The following is an 18,983-nucleotide window of genomic DNA, read 5'->3' on the forward strand; positions in this document are numbered from 1 at the left end:
CTATTATGTTATTGTCCTCGTGGTCCGCGATCGGCTGCATGCTCGGCGATGTCGGCATACACATCCGAGATCTGCAGGCCGGCGGCTTCGATACCCAGCGGCACCAGCGACATCTCGGTCATCCCGGGGATCGGGTCGGCCTCGATGAACCATGGCTCGCCCTGCTCGTCGACCATGAAGTCGATGCGCGCGATATCGGCAAGACCGATCGCCGCATACGAGTCGAGCGCCACCTGCTTGACGCGGCCAAGGGTGTCGTCGTTGAGGCGCGCGGGCGCGAAATAGGTGGTTTCACCGGCGTTGTAGCGGGCGGCATAGTCGTAGACACCGTTGTTGGGCACAATCTCAACCGGCGGCATCACTTCGGGCCCATTGCCGCGGTCGAAGATACCGACGGTCACCTCGGTGCCAATGATCTGCTTTTCGATGATCACGGTCTCACCGTAAGTGAAGGCCGTCACCAGCGCGCGCGAGAACTCAGCGAGGCTGTTCACGAAGGTCACGCCCTGCGAAGAGCCACCCTCTGCGGGCTTCACCACGGCCGGATAGTCGATGCCCTGCGCGACCGCACGAATGACGGTTGCGGCACCAAGCTCACGGAAGGTTTCATTGGGCAGCACGATCGACTGCGGCGTCGAAAACCCGGCGCGCTTCACGAGCGCTTTCGCGGTGGCCTTATTCCATGCGAGTTTCGCCGCGGTAGGACGCGAACCGACATAGGGCACAGCCAGTGCACGCAGCAGCGAGTAGAGTGCGCCGTTTTCACCCGAGGCGCCGTGCAGCACGGGCCAGACAACGTCGTACTCGGCCTCTTGCAGCCACGGCAGCAGTGTCTCGTCGGGCTCTCGCACGGTGACGCGGGCGCCGGCCTGTGTGAGCGCATCGGCAACGCGGCGGCCCGAGCGCAGCGATACCTCGCGTTCGTGTGAAATACCGCCCGACAGAATAACAACGTGACGACCTTCGATACTCATTCGGATTCCTTCTGATTCGTTCAGGTTCACAATTTTCGAACGCTAACCGAGCGGCTAGCGCAGATCGGGCGGGGCCTGGTCGAACCGGGCCGCTTCGGCGGCGGGGCTGCCCAGGTCACCGAATGTTTCGAGCAGCTCGATTTCGTCGTTGATCACGGTGGCGAGTCGGCGAACACCCTGGCGGATGCGGTCGGGGGTTGGCAGCGAGAACGACAACCGCAACTGGGTGTGGCCGCGGCCATCGGCGTAAAAGCCGGTTCCGGGTGTGTACGCCACAAGTTCTTTCACCGCGCGCGGCAGCATCTGCTTCGAGTCGAGCTGCGGTGGTAAGTCGACCCACGAAAAGAATCCGCCCATGGGGGTGGTCCAGCTCAGCTGCGGCAGGTGCTCTTCCATTGCCCCCAGCAGGGCGTCGCGGCGTTCGCGGTAGATGCCGCGGAAGGTGTCGATCTGTGCCCGCCAGTCGGTGCCCTCGAGGTATTCGGTGACCAGATACTGGTTGATCATCGAGGGTGACAGAATCGATGATTCGACAGCGAGGATGAGTTTTTCGCGCACCGCGTGCGGGGCGATCACGAACCCGACGCGCACGCCTGGCGACAGGATCTTCGAGAACGAGCCGAGGTAAACGACATGCGACTCGTTGAGTGAGCGGATCGCATTTGGCGCCGGCTGATCGAAGTAGAGCAGCCCGTAGGGGTTGTCTTCGAGGATGAGCACGTTTTCGCGCAGGCAGATGTCGAGAATCTCTTGGCGGCGCCGGGCCGACATGGTCACGCCGGTGGGATTATTGTAGTTCGGCACCGTGTAGAGAAACTTGATGCGTTTGCCTTCGGCTCGCAGCGCGTGGATGGTGTTGGCGAGCTGTTCGGGGTCGAGCCCGTCTGCATTCATTTCGAGGTGGCGGATATCGGCCTCATACGACTTGAAGGTGCCGAGTGCCCCGACGTAGCTCGGTGATTCGGCAAGCACCACATCACCCGGGTCGAGGAAGAGTTTCGCTACCAGGTCGAGCGCCTGTTGCGACCCGGTGGTGGTGACCACATCGTCGGCTGATACACCGGTGATGCCCTCGAGGGCAACGAGGTCGAGGATGCGTTCGCGCAGCTGCGGCAGCCCCTGGCCGCCGCCGTATTGCAACGCCTTCGGGCCGCTTTCGGCCATCATGCGGTCAAATGCGGCCCGAACCAGCTCGTCGGGAAGTGCCTCGACAAACGGTGAACCACCGGCAAGCGAAACCACTTCTGGACGCGAGGCCACCGCGAACAGGGCGCGAACCTCGCTTACGGTGAGACCTCGCGTGCGCGAGGCGTAACTGGAGTACCACGGGTCAAAATTCTGGCCCGCACTATTCGACTGGGGTGCCGACGTCACGATGAGTCCTTCTTAGTAGCGGATGCTCCAGTCTATGTCTGCCGCGAAAATTGTGTGGCGAGGGAGGCGTTTGGCAACCGGAGACCGGCGGTTGCAACTAGGCGCCAAGATAGTCGGCGAACTCGTCTTCGATGGCCTTGCGGGGGCGAGCACCCACGATCTCGGCCTTCACTTCGCCCTCGCTGAAGAGTTTGATCGCCGGGATGTTGGTCACGCGATACTTCGTGGCGAGGTCGAATTCGTCGTCGACGTTGACTTTAACCACTTTCACCGCGGGGTTGTCGGCGGCAATCTGGTCGAGCACGGGGCCAACCTGGCGGCAGGGCCCGCACCAGGGGGCCCAGAAGTCGACGATGACCGGCCCGTCGGCCTGCAGCACTTCCTGGTCGAAGGTGGTGGCGGTTGCGTCGATTGGCTGGTTCATTACTGGTCCTTTCCAAGTGCCTGCATGTTGAGGGCGACGGGGTTCAGGGTGATTCCGCTGGCCGGTTCGGCCGTGTTGGTTGACGGGGTGTCGGATGCTTCGGCATCGACTTGCGCGAGTAGTTCGGCAGGGAGCGCGGCAAGGTAGTGTTCGGCGTCGAGGGCTGCCGTGCATCCCGAACCTGCGGCGGTGATGGCCTGGCGGTAGTGGTCGTCGACCACGTCGCCGCAGGCAAACACTCCGGCGAGTGAGGTGCGTGAGCTGCGGCCCTCAACCTGGATAACGCCGGTTTCGGTGAGCTTGAGCTGCTCGGCGACCAGTTCGGTGCGCGGAATCGAACCGATGGCGACGAACAGGCCGGTGACGTCGAGTTCGCTCACGTTGCCAGTGACGGTGTCGCGCAGTTTCACACCCGAAACCTGGTCGCCTCCGAGGATCTCGACGACCTCGGCGTTGGTGCGCCACTCGATTTTCGGGTCGTTCTTGGCGCGGTTAAGCATGATCTCGCTGGCGCGGAAGTTTTCGGATCGGTGGATGAGGGTGACTCGGTCGGCGAAGCGAGTGAGGAAGGTTGCTTCTTCCATGGCCGAGTCGCCGCCGCCGATGACGGCGATGTGTTGCTCTTTGAAGAACGCGCCGTCGCAGGTGGCGCACCACGAGACACCGCGCCCGGCGAGGCGGTCTTCTGATTCGAGGCCGAGTCGGCGGTAGGCCGAGCCGGTGGCGATGATAACGCTGAGCGCCTCGAACTCGCCCTCGTAGGCGGTGCGGATGCGTTTGATATCGCCGTCGAGTTCGACGGCTTCGACATCGTCGTAGACGAGTTCGGCGCCGAAGCGTTCGGCCTGCTCTTGCATCTTCTGCATCAGGTCGGGGCCGAGCACCCCTTCGGGGAAGCCGGGGAAGTTTTCAACGTCGGTGGTGTTCATCAATTCGCCACCGACGGTCACAGATGAGGTGAACAGCACCGGCTTGAGCCCGGCTCGGGCGGTGTAGATGGCGGCGGTGTAGCCGGCCGGTCCAGAACCAATAATTGCGACATTGTGCATGGGTGCTCCTTCGAGATCGCGCGGCGCGCCGGTGTGGGGCGCGCCGGATGCTTCCATCTTTGCTGACGCATCCGTGTGCTTCCTTATTCCCGCCGCGGTTTCGGGTGGTTGCGTCTGGGTGTTCGGTGTTAGATCAGCGTCTCGTCATCATCGGCCACCCGGTTGAGGTAGGCCTCGACCTGTTTCTGTCGCGCGTAATCGCGCAGTTCGCGGCGGCTTGGGATGCGCGCGGTGGTGGTCATGGCATCTGAGGCGAGTTCGGTGTCGGGGTTGCTTGGCACCACCGGGGATGCGGCGGCGTAGTCGGCGGCCACCGACTCGAGTGTGAACAGGGTGCCGTGTTCGGCGGCGAAGCGGTCGGCTGCGGCAGTGTGTGCGGCGTGACGGTTGGCGTTGGCTGCGTGGCGGCCGGGGGCACCGAAGATGCGGCGGATCGCGGGGGCGAAGAAGGCGTCGAACTCGGGTGATTTCAGCATTACCATGGCGGCCGCGTAGGCGGCGATCATGGCGATGCCCGACAGTGCACAGGTGATGAAGGCGTTGAGGAGCGTGCTGCGTCCCCAACCGTCGAGGCTGTAGCCGCCCATGGCCCACACGATGACAACGCCGATGGCCGCGGTGGGGATGGCACCAACTGTGAAGCGCACGGTCGAGCTCACCAGCCGGTGACCGTCGATGCGTCCGAGGACGCGTTTGCGCAGCACCTGCAGCTGAATTAACAGCCGCAGTGTGGTGAGGAAGGCGTTGAGCAGGGCGATTCCGACGGCGATGAACTCTACCGGCAGGAACATGGCGGCGGCCGTCACCCCGGCAATGTGAATGGGCGCGGTTGACGCGTAGATGATGAAGACGGTGCGGGTGTCTTCGTAGGCGAAGTTGACGCGGTTTGAGAAGTAGAACAGCGAGAATCCCACGAGCCCCAGCAGCTGCGCCATCAGCACCACCGCCAGCTGGTTTGCCTGCTCGGCCGACGACGAGAAAATACGTGCGAACGGTGGCGCCATCACCATCAGTGCCGCTGTTGAGAACACCATGAACATAGTTATGGTGCGGGCGCCGCGCGAGAACTCGCTAATGACGGTTTCGGTTTTTCGTTCGGCCGCGTATTCGCTCAGCGAGGTGAACATCATCGTGGTCAGTGACACGGCGATGATCGCGTGCGGCAGCAGGAATATCATTTCGGCGTTGCGGCTGGCGGCAAGCGACACGGTCTGACCGAAGGCAACGTTGATGGCCAGGGTTTCGACCCAGGCCACCACCTGAATTACCACGACCATACCCAGCGACCAGCTTGCCACCGAGCCGATGCGTCCGAGCCCGGTGCCACGGAAGTGGAAGTCGGGCCGGTAGCGGAACCCGGCGCGCGGCAGAAAGACGAACAGCACCATTGCTTGCACGACCACACCGAGCGTGGCTGAGCCGGCGAGGGTTGCGGTCATCAGCGGCGTCCAGTCGCTGACCGTGCGCCCATGGCCGGAAGGGTCGGCACCAAATAGCTGTGAGAACATGATCAGCCCGGCGATGCTGATGACGTTGTTCATCACCGGCGCCCAGGCGAATGGCATGAAGATGCTGCGGGCGTTGAGCACCTCGCTGATTACCGCGTAGAGGCTGTAGAAGAACACCTGCGGCAAACACCAGTAGGCGAAGGCGATCACAAGGCTGAGCTGCTCGTCATCGAGGGTGAGCCCATATAGCTGGGCAACAAGGGGGGCCCCGAGAGTGATGAGTAGCGTGAGTGAACCGAGTACGACGATGGCGAGGGTGATAAGCCGGTTAACGTACTGTTTGCCGCCGTCAACGTTTTTTGTTGCGCGCACGATCTGCGGCACGAGCACGGCGTTGAGCAATCCGCCCGCAATCAGGCTGTAGATATTGGTGGGCAGCGAGCTGGCGTTGGCGAACGCGTCGGCCGAAACTGAACCCACCAGCCCGATGGTTTGTGCCAGCACGATGGCTTTCACGAAGCCGAGCACGCGCGAGATCATCGTGCCCGAGGCAAGGATGAGGCTGGTACGTCCGAGAGATTTTGCCATTAGTCGGTTCCGGATGCGGGTTGGTCAGGGGTTGCTGGATGGTTGTCGGCAGCAATCGAGCCGACACGTTGCCGTTGCCGCTGCACTCGCGCGCGAATTTGAGCTCGGCCGGCGAGGCGGCGTCGGCGGCGCACCATGCGGAATGTGCCAAGCGACACCAGCGCTACGGCACCACCGATGAGCAGCCATTGCACCACAGTCTCGACCTCGGCGTGGATGTTCACCTGCAGCACTGCGTCGCTCGGCAGCTGCATCCCGTCGGGGGTGGCCAGCTGAATCTCCACCTCGGTGGTGCCGTTGGCGATGGCGGTAACCGGCAGCTGGGCGCGCGCATTACTGCGCGGTTCGATGGTGACGGTTGCCGGTGTATCGGCACGCAGATGCCCGGTTTTGGCGCGAAGCGACACATCGACGGTTACCCGTCGTGAGGTGGTGTTTTCGATGAACACCGGCAGGGTGAGTTCGTGGCCGATCAGCTGCGCCTCGCTGCCCGAGACGATGCGCACACCGTCTCGGGCGCCGATAGCAAAGGTGGTGTAGTTGTCGGCCGCGGCAGTCAGCGCATCGGGGTTGTCGTGCCAGGATGCTGACGAGAGCCGCACGAGTTCGGCGCGCAGCTGTTGTTTGGTGCCGGTTGGATTGTCGTAGAGGCTGACGAGCGCCAACCCCGACTGTTCGTTGTCGATGGCGGTGCGGAGTTCTGTGACGGTGGCGTCTGCAAGGGGCTGCGGGTCGAGTTTGACGCTGCTGAGCGCAGCGGGGGCAATCGGTTCGGGTAGCGACGCGAGGGTGACCGCTCCGACCGCTTCGGCGTCGCTGAGAAGTTCGTTAAATCCGTCGCTCAGCTCAAGATGCGCTCGCGGTAGTGCCGTGACCAGCTGGCAGGGCTGTTCGTTGTTTGCGGTGAGGGCCAGCTGTGCGAGCGCATCGTTGCGGGCGAGGGCTGAGCGGGTGTGGTCGGTGCTGCCGCTGGCGGCGAGCCGTTCGGCCACGGCGTTATCGGCGACGATCACTTCGCGGTTGGCAAGGTTTACCTGGGTGGTGCAGCGCTCAACTCCGCTGAGTCGGTCGCTATCGACCATGAGCCGCTGGGGTCGCCACTGCAGCAGTGTTTGGAAGGTCTCGTCGTCGAGGCCGGGGCCGGGCAGGTAGCGCACGTCGCTGCTGTAGGGGAACTGTGTGAGCACCGCAACATCATCGGCCTCGGGGCTGCTGGTTTGGTGGGTGCCGGTTGGTTCGGTGCCGTTATCGGGGCCGTGAGTGGCATCATCAGGCTGTGCAGCGCTTGGTTGTGGGACGGGTTCGACCTCGGGTAGCTGGTGTTTGTCGCTCACAAAACGAAACCCGTTGGGCGTAAGTGGTGCATCCACACCGGCCCGGGCCTGCAGCGCCAGGTTCGCATCCGCAAACTCGAGAGGGAACGCGGGAAGCTGGCGCGCCTCAAGTTCGCGCAACCAGTTGACCGCGCTTTCGGGGGCGTCGTTGCCGAGCGCTCGGATGGATGCGAGCAGGCGCGGGTCGATGGCCAGGGTCACCTGGTGTGTGCCGATGGCCTCGAGCAATTGGGTGAGTTCGCCATCGGGTGCGGTTAATTGTTTGAGCTGGGATGCGCTCAACAGCGCCGAGTCACCCATCGGCGCCACTACCGGTACCACCGTGGTGAGTTGTATGGCTGAACCGTTGATGCTGCCGTTGATGAGTGCGCCGCGCCCCTGACTCTGCTCGTTACCGACGCGCCAGTCGGCCGCGATGCCATACACCCCAAACTCATCGGGCGCATCAGCCCAGGGCAACTCTGCGGTTGTCAGATCGATGCTGAACGACACGGTTTGTGATTTACCGGCCGCGATCTCGGGTGTTTTGGCGGTGAGCAGGGTGGTGAGCTCTTGTGGGGTGTCGCTGCCGCTTGACCACGCCTCGTAGTCGGCAAGCCCACCGAGCGGCTGTTTGCGCAGCTGATAGCGGATTGTGCCGGCACGCAACTGCTGCTCGGTGTTATTGCGCAACACCACTGAGCCGGTGAGTTTGTCGCTAGTGGGGTCGACTCGGCCGCTGTGGTCGAGCAGCAGCGCGATCTCGACGGGTGGGTTTTGGGTTTCGTCATCGGCAGTCACCGTGCTTGGCGCCGCGTGCGAGGCGGCATGCGCCATCGATACTGCCGAACCGGTGCCCAGATTCCACGGCAGGCCCGCAACTAGTAGCGCAAGCAGTGCAATAAATACGGCCACTTGAGGGCGCGCCCGACCACGGAGGGGTCGCGGCGCGCGCAGTAGCGGCGCGTCATACATGGCGTTCAGTTTAGGCGTCCCTCGTAGAATGACCAGATGCAACACGTCCAGACAGCCATGACTCGGCTTCGCGACCTGGCCGCATCCGAGCCTGTGGCGACGCTTGCCGCGGCGTTTTCTGACGCCGGGCACGACCTGGCACTGGTTGGTGGGCCGGTGCGGGATGCGTTTTTGGGTAAGCCGGTCACCGATCTTGATTTCACCACCGATGCCCACCCCGATCGCATCATCGAAATCGTTGGTCCGATTGCCAGCGCCCACTGGGATATTGGCCGCGAGTTCGGCACGATTGGTGCCCGCATCCACGGCGAACAGGTGGAGATAACCACCTATCGTGCCGATGTGTATGACGGGAAGTCACGCAAGCCCGTGGTGTCGTTTGGTGATTCGCTTGCGGGCGATCTGCATCGGCGTGATTTCACGGTCAACGCGTTGGCGCTGGCTCTGCCGAGGCTGGAATTGATTGACCCCACCGGCGGGTTTGATGACCTACTGAACGGTGTGCTGCGCACCCCCATCGATGCGGAGGTGTCGTTTGGGGATGATCCGCTGCGGATGATGCGCGCGCTGCGGTTCACCTCGCAGCTGGGTTTTCATCTCGACGGCGACGCGTTTTCGGCGGTGGTTGACCTGGCGCCACGCATCCACAATATTTCGCTTGAGCGGGTGCGTGATGAGCTGGTCAAACTGCTGCTGACCGACTCGCCGCGCGCCGGTATTGAACTGTTTGTTGAGACCGGGCTTGCCGAGCTCGTGCTACCCGAACTGCCGGCGCTGCAGCTGGAACGTGACGATGCGCACCAGCACAAGGATGTGTACGAGCATTCGATCAAGGTGCTTGAAAACGCTATTGCGCTTGAGGGCGAACGCGGCCGGGATGCCGATTTGCAGCTGCGGCTTGCGGCGCTGCTGCACGATATCGGTAAACCCGCCACCCGGAAGTTTGTTGCCGGCGGCCGGGTCACCTTCCACGGGCACGACTGGAAGGGTGCGCGGCTGGCGCGCAAGCGCCTCGACAAGCTGCGGTTCGATAACGACACCATTAAAGCGGTGTCGCGGCTGATTGAACTGCATATGCGGCTCTACAACTATGAACAGGCTGGCTGGACCGATTCGGCGGTGCGCCGGTTCGCGCGTGATGCCGGCCCCCAGCTCGACCAGCTGCTGCTGCTCATCCGCGCCGATATCACCACCCGCAACCGTCGCAAGATGGATCGCCTACAGTTCGCAATTGATGATCTTGAAGATCGGCTCGCGCAGCTGCGTGAGCAAGAAGAGCTCGACGCGATTCGACCCGATTTGGATGGCGACGAGATTATGCGCATCCTCGATTTGAAGCCGTCGCGTGCGGTTGGCGAGGCGCGCAACTATTTGCTGGAGCTGCGGCTGGATGAGGGCCCGCTGGGGCCCGAAGAAGCTGAGCGTCGATTGCGAGCCTGGTGGCATGAGCGCGGCGAAGCCTAAACAGCTGGCACGTCCACAGTCTCGTCGCCTGCGGCGGCGCGAAACGGCGACCGCCTACGCGTTCGTGGCGCCGACCCTGTTTGGGGTGGCGGCGTTCATGCTGGTGCCGGTGTTGGTGCTGGTGGTGCTGTCGTTCAGCAGCTGGGATGTGCTGTCGGAACCGAGACTTGTTGGTTTCGACAATTGGCAGACCGCGTTTACCGATCCGGCGGTGTGGCGATCGCTGGGCGTGACGGCAATGTTTGTGCTGCTGGTGGTGCCGGCGCAGATCGCGATTGGGCTGTGGCTTGCCACGCTGCTCGTGCGGGAACTACCGGGGTCGGCGTTGATTCGCACAGTGCTGGTGTTGCCGTGGGTGTGTGCGCCGGTGGTGCTCGGTATCGTGTGGCGCTGGATTTTTCAGTACGACGGTGTGGTCAACAATCTGTTCGATATTCATGTGCCGTGGCTGCAATCTGAGGCGACGGCGCTGCCGATCGTGGCGTTTGTGCAGGCGTGGAGCCAGATCGGCTACGTGTCGCTGTTTTTTATGGCGGGGCTCGGGTCGATTCCCAACGAGGTGATTGAGGCGGCGCGCATCGATGGCGCGAACGCGCGGCAAATTTTTTGGCGCATCAAGCTGCCGCTGCTGAAACCGACCATGTTTTTTGTGCTGGTCACCGGCATAATCGCGGCGTTCCAGTCATTCGATCTGGTGTATTCACTCTCCCCCAACGGTGGGCCGGGCGGCACCACCGACCTGATCGCGGCGCGGGTGTATTCGCAGGCGATTTCGCAGTCGAATATCGGCCAGGCTGCGGTGCTGGCGATCATCCTGTTTGTGGCGCTGATCATCATCACGCTGATTCAGAACGCCTATTTCTCACGGAAGACGACCTATGAGCGTTAAGGGCACGAAACTCGCGCCGGGCACCCGCCGCAATCCGCTGTCGATCTTCGGCACGTATGCGGTGCTGTTGACCGCGGCTGCGCTGACGCTGTTTCCGTTTGTGCTGGCGGTGTTGACCGCGTTCACCGATAAGCGTGAGTTTAACCGGCAGGGCGTGGGGGTGCCGGATGCACCCACTTTCGCGAACTTTTTGGCGCTGGGTGATACCAGGGTTGATTTCGTGGCCGCATTTTGGGTCACCGTCGCGGTGGTGGTCGTGGTGGCTGCAGGGCAGCTGTTGTTTTCGGTGCTCGCGGCCTACGCGTTTGCGCGGCTGCGTTTTCCCGGGCGTGAGCTGCTGTTTTGGGTGCTATTGGCGACGCTGATGGTGCCGCAGGTGGTGACCGTCATCCCGCTATATTTCATGTTCGCCAGGGTGGACCTGGTCGGTACCTTTACGGGACTGGTGCTGCCGTTTGTGTTCGCGTCGCCGTATGCGGTGTTTTTGCTGCGCGAGCAGTTTCGGCAGATTCCGCAGGAGCTGATCGATGCGATGCGCATTGATGGGGCGGGCACGTGGAGCATCCTCGGCCGGCTGGTGGTGCCGTTGTCGCGGCCGACGCTGGTCACGCTGCTGCTGATCACGGTGGTGACGCACTGGAATAATTTCATGTGGCCGCTGATGGTGGGGCGCAACCGCATCCACGTGTTGACCACGGCGGCGGCGTCGCTGCAGGGCCAGTATGAAAATAACACGACGCTGGTGATGGCGGCTTCGGTGGCGGCGATGCTGCCGCTGATCGTGATGTTTGTGATTTTCCAGCGGCAGATCGTGCGGTCGATTCGGATCACGAGCTTTAGGTAGCGATCTGGATGCCGACGGCAATTATGTTCGCGACGTCAACGGTTTCTTGGTGTTCTGCTGCCGACTCGGTCTGTATGCGGTGATCTGCGGAACTCTGCTGACCCTGCGCGGCTTGCTGACGAAGATGTCGAGCACAAAAACAACCCCAGCGCCGGTGTGCCTCGGAGATGACAATTATTCGCATCGCAGGGTCACTTCTCTGGCCCCTGCTTGCGCATCCTGGTACACGCATTCCGCGCCGAGTTGTCACTCACCGTTCACGTAGTTGCAGCCTACATTTCAACCGTCTGCCCCACGATGATCCCATCAGGGAAAGGCTTTCTATGGCGCATTCGTTCAAACCCCAGCAAGACTTTTCGGTGAAGCCGGGCGGTCACGGGTTCTTAGGGCCCGACCGCTGGTGGCATGTTTCTTTCGGCACCCTCATGATGGTCACGCTTGTCGTGTTCATGATGTGGTCGTTCAGCTACGTGGATGCGGGCACGAACAAGGTCATCCTGGTGCTGACCGTTCTTTTTGGTCTGTTCATGGCCTTCAACATCGGTGGCAATGACGTTGCAAACTCGTTCGGAACCAGCGTCGGTGCCGGCACCCTAACGATGAAGCAGGCGCTCATCATCGCCGCCATCTTCGAAGTTAGCGGCGCCGTATTGGCTGGCGGTGAGGTGACCGAGACTGTGCGCTCGGGCATCGTTGACCTGGGTGCGATCGACCTGGCACCCATGGATTTCGTGTTCATCATGATGTCGGCGCTACTGGGCGCAGCCATCTGGCTGCTGGTCGCTACCCGCATGGGCTGGCCGGTTTCGACAACGCACTCGATCGTCGGTGGTATTGTCGGCGCGGCCCTGAGCTTGGGTTTGGCAACCGGCACCGGTGGTTTCGAAATGGTGCAGTGGAGCGAAATCGGCAAGATCGTCATTTCGTGGGTGCTTTCGCCACTGCTTGGCGGCATTGTCGCGTGGCTGCTGTTTGGGCAGATTAAGAAGCACATTCTCGTCTACAACGACCAGATGGATGCCAAGCTGCGTGAGCTCAAGCGTGAACGCGCCGAACTGCGCACCCGCCACAAGCAGGCTTTTGAACGTCTCGACGAGTTGCAGCAGATCTCGTACACCAACGCTATGGCGCGTGATGCCTCGGTGTACCAGCGGGAAGACTGCGACCCGGAAGAGCTCGAATCTGAGTATTACCGCGACCTGCACCGGGTAGAAACGCGCGCGAAGGAAATTCAGGCGCACCGCGCGCTCGAAACCTGGGTGCCGCTGCTGGCCGCATTCGGTGCCGTCGTGATCGGCTCGATGATGCTTTTCAAGGGGCTCAAGAACCTCAACTTCGAGCTGAGTTCGGTTGGCAACTTCCTGATCCTCGGCATGATCGCGGCAACCGTGTGGATGGCGGTGTTCATCTTTGCGCGTTCGCTGAAAAAGCGCGACCTGTCACGGTCAACATTCCTGCTGTTCAGCTGGATGCAGGTGTTCACGGCTTCGGCGTTCGCGTTCAGTCACGGCTCGAACGACATCGCCAATGCGATCGGCCCGCTCGCGGCAATCTTCGATGTGTTCAAGACCAATCAGATCAGTGATGAGGCCGGTATTCCGCCCGCCATCATGCTGACCGCGGGTGTTGCCCTGATTGCCGGTCTGTGGTTTATCGGACGCTACGTCATCAAGACTGTGGGGTCGGGGCTGACTGAAATGCACCCTGCCTCTGGCTTCGCTGCTGAGCTGTCAGCCGCCGGTATCGTGATGCTGGCATCGGTGCTCGGCCTGCCAGTTTCGTCGACGCACATCCTCATCGGCGCTGTGCTCGGTGTGGGCATTGTTAACCGGGCTGCGAACTGGAAGCTGATGAAACCCATCGCGCTCGCGTGGGTGATCACGGTTCCGGTGGCCGCGATTCTGGGAGCGGTCGGCGTTCTCGCCCTTCGCGCCATCTTCGGCGGCTAACGTGAACTTCTAGCGGCGCTGTGTCGCTGCTGGCACAAAATAGGGGTGGGCAGTCACTAACGTGACTGCCCACCCTGTAGAAGGGGACATGGGATGCCTGGGCGTTCGCGGCTACCACAGGTGGTTGATCCGCAGCGTGGCCACGGGTTGGGTGCGGCGCCTGCGGGTAAAAGGGAAGCAGGTGTTTGCCCGCGTTGTCGCTGTGAACCAGTCTTCGCATTCATATCGGAAACTTGCGTTGCGCTTTCCAAACCTGAACGGCACCGAGGTTAGCGATAGTGTTGTTTTTCTTGGTGGTAACGGCTCACTGCCGCAGCTGAAAGAGCACCTTGGCTGGCAACAGCGGCAGGGCGCCTACTTCGTGCCGATCTGGCTGAACCCGCGAATTGCCGAACCGCGATACGCCTTCGCGTTCCAGAATGGTTGGCGCACACAGGCTGACTATTTGTGGGCTCTGGGTTTTTTGATCATCACCGCGCTGCATATCGTTGGTCCTGCACTCTGGATCGTGCAGCATGAATCGGTGTCGTTCGATGAACTCCCGCGAGTTGTCACCGATGTGGCGCACTGGATCTACGCGCCGGCACTGACCCTCATTTTGGTGTGGATATGTTGCAGCAAATCCGCCGGACTCAGTGGCCCCACCGGGGCATCCAAAACTGATTTTGTGCTCGCCGGCATGCCTGCCACAACCGACGGATACACCTGGAAACAAACGCATTACTCATCAGACAGCATTGCGTACCGCTTCACGGTGCACTACCGCGACCAGGATGGACGGGCTCACGAGGTGCCGTTCACCGAAACCGGTAGGAACTTACCCACGTTCAGTGAGGCAAATAAGGCCCGAGAAAACGATTACCTGCAGCAGCTGCCCCAGCAGCGGCCGATCCTTTACCTGCCCAAGGAGGCCCAGCACATCTGGTTCCGCGACAACATCAACGGCAATATCTTCTCGGACGGGTATCGAGGATGACGCCGCGCTGCCGCACTTCCCACAAGCTTCACACTTAACTTCCCACTAACTTCCCAAAGTGTTATGTCGAGTGGGAAGTTAAGTGGGAAGTTAAAAACCACCGTCCGGTAGAGCTTCTTCACCTCTAACTCCTGCCCCAGCCTGGTCGTGTTGAGTGTCAGGTCATCCCGCATCGACGCTGCTAACCGTCAGGCTCTTCGCCCCAGCGACGACCGTGAATGATCTCGTTCTTGCACGACGTGCTGACAGTCCCGGCCAAAGCGTTGTCGTGGCTGTCACCAACCGAGCTGGTGGATTCAATGACCCCAGCTCGCACCAGGTGCTGGCGTCAACGTCAACGCCTGCATCGGCAATGCCAAAGTCGACATGGAGCCCGATAGCGCCCAGTCGGTGATACGCGGGGGTTCAACGCGTCAACGCGGGCTCTGGGGCGCAGTTCTTTGGCAGGCCCCGATTCCAATTCTTCCGCCACTCGATCGAAACAAAACCATAGCCAAGACTCAGGCCCGTCACCTGCAGGCAAACCGCACCATCCGTGAGAAGCCCTCCGCCACCATCTGCAAATACGAATGCTTACGCGATCAGTAACAGCGAACGGCTGCCTGACCGGGCGATATGTGCGCGTTGCGTGAACCCCAAAGGTCTTGCTAGCTTAGGTAAGGCTAACCTTAGTTAAGGTTTACCGAGGTTTGCGGTGAGTCGGATCTAGGCTCGCTGCGCGCACAACACAACAGCGAAGGAACTCCGTTGCGCATATCACGTACCCTGTCTATTGCCCTTGCGGCACTTGTGTCTATCGGACTTGTTGGCTGCTCGAATGCAGGCAGCTCAGCCGACTCCGCGCCCGACGCGACCGCAGACACAGCGAACACCTTTCCAGTCACCATCGATCACGCCTTTGGCCAGACCGTGATCGAGAAAAAGCCGGAACGTGTGGCTTCAGTGGCCTGGGCTAACCATGAAGTGCCGATCGCGATGGGCATCGTGCCGGTGGGGATGGCCAAGGTCACTTGGGGTGATGACGACGGCAACGGTGTGCTTCCCTGGGTGGAGGATGCACTAAGCGACCTGGGTGTCGATACTTCCAAGCTTGGCGACGAAGCGGCAGAGAAGGCCGGTGAAGTACCGGTGTTGTTCGACGAGAGCGATGGCATCGACTTCGAAGCGATCGCCGACACCAAACCTGATGTCATCTTGGCCGCCTACTCGGGGATCACCAAGGAGGACTACGAGACGCTTTAGAAGATTGCACCGGTAGTGGCCTATCCTGATACCCCCTGGGCCACGCCCCTTGACGAGGTTATTCGCATGAATGCTACCGCTCTGGGCGCTAGGCAAGAGGGCGAGGAGCTGGTCAACAAGCTCGACGGCGAGATCACGACGGCGTTCGATGCACACCAAAAGCTAGTGGGCGCTAAGGTCTTGTTCGCCTATATTGATCCCAGCGATCTGAGTCAGGTGGGGTATTACACTGCAGCCGATCCCCGCACGGGCTTTTTGCTTCAGCATGGAATGGCCGCACCCCAAGAGGTGGCGAATAACTCTGACTCTGAAGAGTTCTACCTGTCAGTAAGCTCCGAAAACGTTGATGTATTTAACGACGTCGACCTCATCGTCACCTACGGGGACGACTCTCTTCTGAAGGCGCTGCAAGCCGACCCGCTACTGTCGAAGATCCCCGCGGTTGCTGAGGGGCGTGTCGCCGTATTGGCTGACAACACACCGCTTGCCGCTTCGGCGATTGTGTCGCCACTTTCGATCGCTTGGGGGCTCGAGGAATACTTTGACCTGCTCGAGGCGCCGCTTCGCAACCAGTGACTTCATCGCTTAGAGCACCTGCGCCGAGCGCCGTTAGACTGCGACGCTCGGCGCAGGCCCGCGTTGTCTGGATTCTTGTCCTTGTGGCACTCCTCGTATTGGTATGCATTCTGTCGATCTCATTCGGGGTTCGTTCAGTGTCGTTGAATGACATCACAGCGGCACTGAACGGCCAAAGTGACAGCATCGCTCAGGCTGCGGTGGCCAAACGCATCCCGCGGACTGTCTTGGGTGTGATTGTGGGCGCGGCTTTGGCGCTCTCCGGCAGTGCCATGCAAGCGGTTACTCGCAACCCGATTGCCGATCCGGGAATTCTGGGGGTCACTAGCGGCGCATCGCTGGCTGTGGTGATTGGCCTGGCGTTCTTTGAGCTGACGGCGCCATTGGGACAAATGGGGCTGGCAGTGCTTGGGGCTGCCGGCGCAGCGGTGTTCGTCTATTCGATCGCTTCGTTGGGACGTGGTGGAGCGTCCCCGCTCAAGCTCGCGTTAGCGGGGGCAGCTACATCAGCAGCCTTGGCCTCACTCATCACGGTCATCTTGCTGCCCAGGGTCAATATTCTGATGAGTTTCCAGTCTTGGCAGATTGGCGGCGTGGGGGGTGCCGAATGGTCACGCATCGCGATCACCGCGCCTGCTCTTGCGGCGGGTGCGTTGATCTGCATCGCGTCCGCACGCGGTATGAACTCCCTGGCATTAGGCGATGACATGGCCGCAAGTCTCGGCGAGAACGTGTTTCGCACTCGGCTCATGTCATCGCTAGGAGCAGTTATCTTGGCGGGCGCAGCAACCGCTATCGCTGGCCCAATTGGCTTCATCGGTCTGGTCATCCCACACCTGTGCCGCGCCCTAGTGGGCAGTGATTACCGATGGTTGCTGCCAGTCGCGGCGTTGGCGGGGGCAGTGCTGCTGGTGACGGCCGACATTATCGGCCGGGTGATCTCACCATCGGGCGAAGAGGTGCAGGTCGGCATCATTACCGCGGTGATCGGAGCTCCCTTCTTTATCTGGATCGTGCGACGGCAAAAGGTGCGGGAACTATGAGTGTGAGCGTAGTCATCGTGGGACGACGTAGACGTCGCAAGCGGCACATCTTCGTGTCGCTCGTTCTGGCCGGGGCGTTAATCGCTCTTGCCATCACGGCTTTAATGGTCGGAAACACGTTCTACTCATTCGCGGAAGTGATGCAGGTCATCCTGGGCGAAACTGTACCCGGGGCTTCCTTCGCCGTTGGCGAACTACGCCTTCCGCGCACGGCGCTAGCAATTCTCGCAGGCTTGGCGTTCGGTGTGGCGGGGATTTGTTTTCAGGTGTTGTTGCGAAATCCCCTCGCGTCCCCCGACATTATCGGCGTCACTCAGGGGGCTAGTGCTGCGGCAGTGGTGCTGATAACGGTGTTTCAGCTTTCTGGTCTTATCGTTTCGACCGGTGCCTTGATCGGTGCCCTAGCCGCCGCGGGGCTGATCTATCTCCTGGCCTATCGCAGTGGCTTCTCCGGCACCCGGCTGATTCTGATTGGTATTGGCATTGCTGCGATGCTTCAAAGCGTCGTCGCGTACAGCCTGTCCCGCGCCTCTCAGTGGGATATCCAGACGGCGATGCGCTGGCTTACAGGCAGTTTGAATAATGCCTCCTGGGATGATGTTCTCCCCGTGCTCCTGGCGAGCGTCGTGATTTGGCCGTTCCTCGTGTTGCGCGCAAGTGCGCTGACCAAGTTGCAGCTGGGCGACGACTCGGCCGCTGGTCTTGGTGTTCGAGTGAATTCGACCCGGCTCACCTACATCATCGGTGCGGTTTGCCTGCTGGCGGTTGCCACCGCAGCCACCGGGCCAATCGTGTTCGTCGCGTTCATGTCTGGGCCGATTGCGGCGCGGCTGGTCGGCCCCGGTGCGAACCTGTTGGCACCGTCCGCGCTGGTCGGCGCCCTACTGGTGCTGGGCGGCGATCTTGTGGGCCAGTTCGCCTTCGATACTCGATACCCCGTCGGCGTGATCACAGGTGTCCTGGGTGCGCCATACCTTATTTACTTGCTGGTCCGCACGAACCAATCGGGAGGTTCTTTATGACCCGCCTGCACTCCTTACGTGCTGAGCAGATTACGCTCGGCTACGGGCAGCGAACCATCATTGATGGGCTTGACCTGAACGTGTCGCAGGGAAAAATCACTTCTATCGTCGGCGCCAATGGCTGTGGCAAATCTACTCTGCTGCGGGCAATGGCACGGTTGCTGAGGCCCTCAGGTGGCCAAGTTGTACTCGACGGGGCTGCCATCCACACGCAGCCGACAAAGCAGGTGGCGCGAATTCTTGGTTTCTTGCCCCAGTCGCCGATCGCGCCAGAGGGGATCGCGGTGGCGGACCTGGTGGGACGCGGTCGCCACCCCCACCAGAAAGTGCTTGCTCGCTGGGGCGAGCACGACTATCAGGCCGTAGCTGACGCACTCGAGGCCACCGGTACCACTGAACTTGCAGACCGCAGCGTTGACGAGTTATCAGGAGGCCAGCGACAGCGGGTATGGATTGCGATGGCCCTGGCGCAAGAGACCGATATCTTGCTGCTCGATGAGCCCACCACCTTCCTTGACCTTGCGCATCAGATCGACGTGCTAGATCTGCTCACCGACCTGTGTCGAACTCGTGGCACCACTATCGTGATGGTGCTGCACGATCTGAATCTGGCGATCAGATACTCCGACGTAATAGTTGCGATAAAACACGGACGCATCTACGCGGCGGGGGCGCCGTCCGAACTCGTGACGGCGGAACTCGTGAAAGATGTTTTTGGACTATCGAACCAGATCACTACCGATCCGGTGTCTGGAAAGCCTATGGTCACAGCAATTGGAAGGCATCATGTCTGCTAGAAAAAGCTCGCGCGTCTCTTATGTTCCAGCCAGAGC

The 18,983-nt window shown here is 61.3% G+C and carries 16 protein-coding genes; 10 read left to right on the forward strand and 6 right to left on the reverse strand.

Features of this window, described 5'->3' with window-relative positions:
• Window positions 1–8: 8 nt before the first annotated feature.
• From RQ865_RS08110 to RQ865_RS08135, 6 genes are all read right to left on the reverse strand, one after another.
• Window positions 9–974, reverse strand: coding sequence for a D-alanine--D-alanine ligase (locus tag RQ865_RS08110; RefSeq protein WP_311478727.1), 966 nt, complete (start codon window positions 972–974; stop codon window positions 9–11).
• A 54-nt stretch (window positions 975–1,028) separates the two neighbouring features.
• Window positions 1,029–2,348, reverse strand: coding sequence for a PLP-dependent aminotransferase family protein (locus RQ865_RS08115; RefSeq protein ID WP_311478728.1), 1,320 nt, complete (start codon window positions 2,346–2,348; stop codon window positions 1,029–1,031).
• 97 nt (window positions 2,349–2,445) lie between these two features.
• Window positions 2,446–2,772: a thioredoxin gene (gene trxA, locus RQ865_RS08120; RefSeq protein WP_311478730.1), complete on the reverse strand. Its 327-nt coding sequence runs from the start codon at window positions 2,770–2,772 to the stop codon at window positions 2,446–2,448.
• Complete coding sequence (trxB, locus tag RQ865_RS08125) at window positions 2,772–3,821, reverse strand: thioredoxin-disulfide reductase (protein WP_311478731.1); 1,050 nt, start codon at window positions 3,819–3,821, stop codon at window positions 2,772–2,774. The genes trxA and trxB overlap by 1 nt, the downstream gene beginning before the upstream one ends.
• Before the next feature lie 128 nt (window positions 3,822–3,949).
• Window positions 3,950–5,857, reverse strand: coding sequence for a lipid II flippase MurJ (murJ, locus tag RQ865_RS08130; RefSeq protein ID WP_311478732.1), 1,908 nt, complete (start codon window positions 5,855–5,857; stop codon window positions 3,950–3,952).
• Window positions 5,857–8,085 (reverse strand): DUF6049 family protein, encoded by a 2,229-nt coding sequence (locus tag RQ865_RS08135; protein WP_311478733.1) that lies wholly within the window; start codon window positions 8,083–8,085, stop codon window positions 5,857–5,859. Before RQ865_RS08135 ends, murJ begins: the two co-directional genes overlap by 1 nt.
• A 96-nt stretch (window positions 8,086–8,181) precedes the next feature.
• On the opposite strand from RQ865_RS08135, the gene RQ865_RS08140 reads away from it, so the two are divergent.
• The 10 genes from RQ865_RS08140 (at window position 8,182) to RQ865_RS08180 (ending at window position 18,947) form a co-directional block, all read left to right on the forward strand.
• Window positions 8,182–9,609 (forward strand): CCA tRNA nucleotidyltransferase, encoded by a 1,428-nt coding sequence (locus RQ865_RS08140; protein ID WP_311478734.1) that lies wholly within the window; start codon window positions 8,182–8,184, stop codon window positions 9,607–9,609.
• Entirely contained in the window at window positions 9,590–10,498 is a 909-nt protein-coding gene (locus tag RQ865_RS08145) for a sugar ABC transporter permease (RefSeq protein WP_311478735.1), read from the forward strand. Before RQ865_RS08140 ends, RQ865_RS08145 begins: the two co-directional genes overlap by 20 nt.
• Entirely contained in the window at window positions 10,488–11,342 is an 855-nt protein-coding gene (locus RQ865_RS08150) for a carbohydrate ABC transporter permease (RefSeq protein ID WP_311478736.1), read from the forward strand. The genes RQ865_RS08145 and RQ865_RS08150 overlap by 11 nt, the downstream gene beginning before the upstream one ends.
• 323 nt (window positions 11,343–11,665) lie before the next feature.
• Entirely contained in the window at window positions 11,666–13,291 is a 1,626-nt protein-coding gene (locus RQ865_RS08155; RefSeq protein ID WP_311478737.1) for an inorganic phosphate transporter, read from the forward strand.
• Between the two features lie 238 nt (window positions 13,292–13,529).
• Window positions 13,530–14,267: a hypothetical protein gene (locus tag RQ865_RS08160; protein ID WP_311478738.1), complete on the forward strand. Its 738-nt coding sequence runs from the start codon at window positions 13,530–13,532 to the stop codon at window positions 14,265–14,267.
• A gap of 747 nt (window positions 14,268–15,014) precedes the next feature.
• Window positions 15,015–15,509, forward strand: coding sequence for a hypothetical protein (locus tag RQ865_RS09820; RefSeq protein ID WP_399521817.1), 495 nt, complete (start codon window positions 15,015–15,017; stop codon window positions 15,507–15,509).
• 3 nt (window positions 15,510–15,512) lie between these two features.
• Window positions 15,513–16,085 carry an ABC transporter substrate-binding protein gene (locus RQ865_RS08165; RefSeq protein WP_399521822.1) on the forward strand — a complete coding sequence of 191 codons (573 nt, stop codon included), beginning with the start codon at window positions 15,513–15,515 and terminating at the stop codon, window positions 16,083–16,085.
• Between the two features lie 83 nt (window positions 16,086–16,168).
• Window positions 16,169–17,128: a FecCD family ABC transporter permease gene (locus tag RQ865_RS08170; RefSeq protein WP_399521818.1), complete on the forward strand. Its 960-nt coding sequence runs from the start codon at window positions 16,169–16,171 to the stop codon at window positions 17,126–17,128.
• Window positions 17,125–18,150 carry an iron chelate uptake ABC transporter family permease subunit gene (locus RQ865_RS08175; protein WP_311478741.1) on the forward strand — a complete coding sequence of 342 codons (1,026 nt, stop codon included), beginning with the start codon at window positions 17,125–17,127 and terminating at the stop codon, window positions 18,148–18,150. The genes RQ865_RS08170 and RQ865_RS08175 overlap by 4 nt, the downstream gene beginning before the upstream one ends.
• Window positions 18,147–18,947: an ABC transporter ATP-binding protein gene (locus RQ865_RS08180; RefSeq protein ID WP_311478742.1), complete on the forward strand. Its 801-nt coding sequence runs from the start codon at window positions 18,147–18,149 to the stop codon at window positions 18,945–18,947. The genes RQ865_RS08175 and RQ865_RS08180 overlap by 4 nt, the downstream gene beginning before the upstream one ends.
• The last annotated feature ends 36 nt before the right edge of the window (window positions 18,948–18,983 follow it).

The sequence above is a fragment of the uncultured Gulosibacter sp. genome (assembly GCF_963509965.1).
Taxonomy (GTDB): domain Bacteria; phylum Actinomycetota; class Actinomycetes; order Actinomycetales; family Microbacteriaceae; genus Gulosibacter.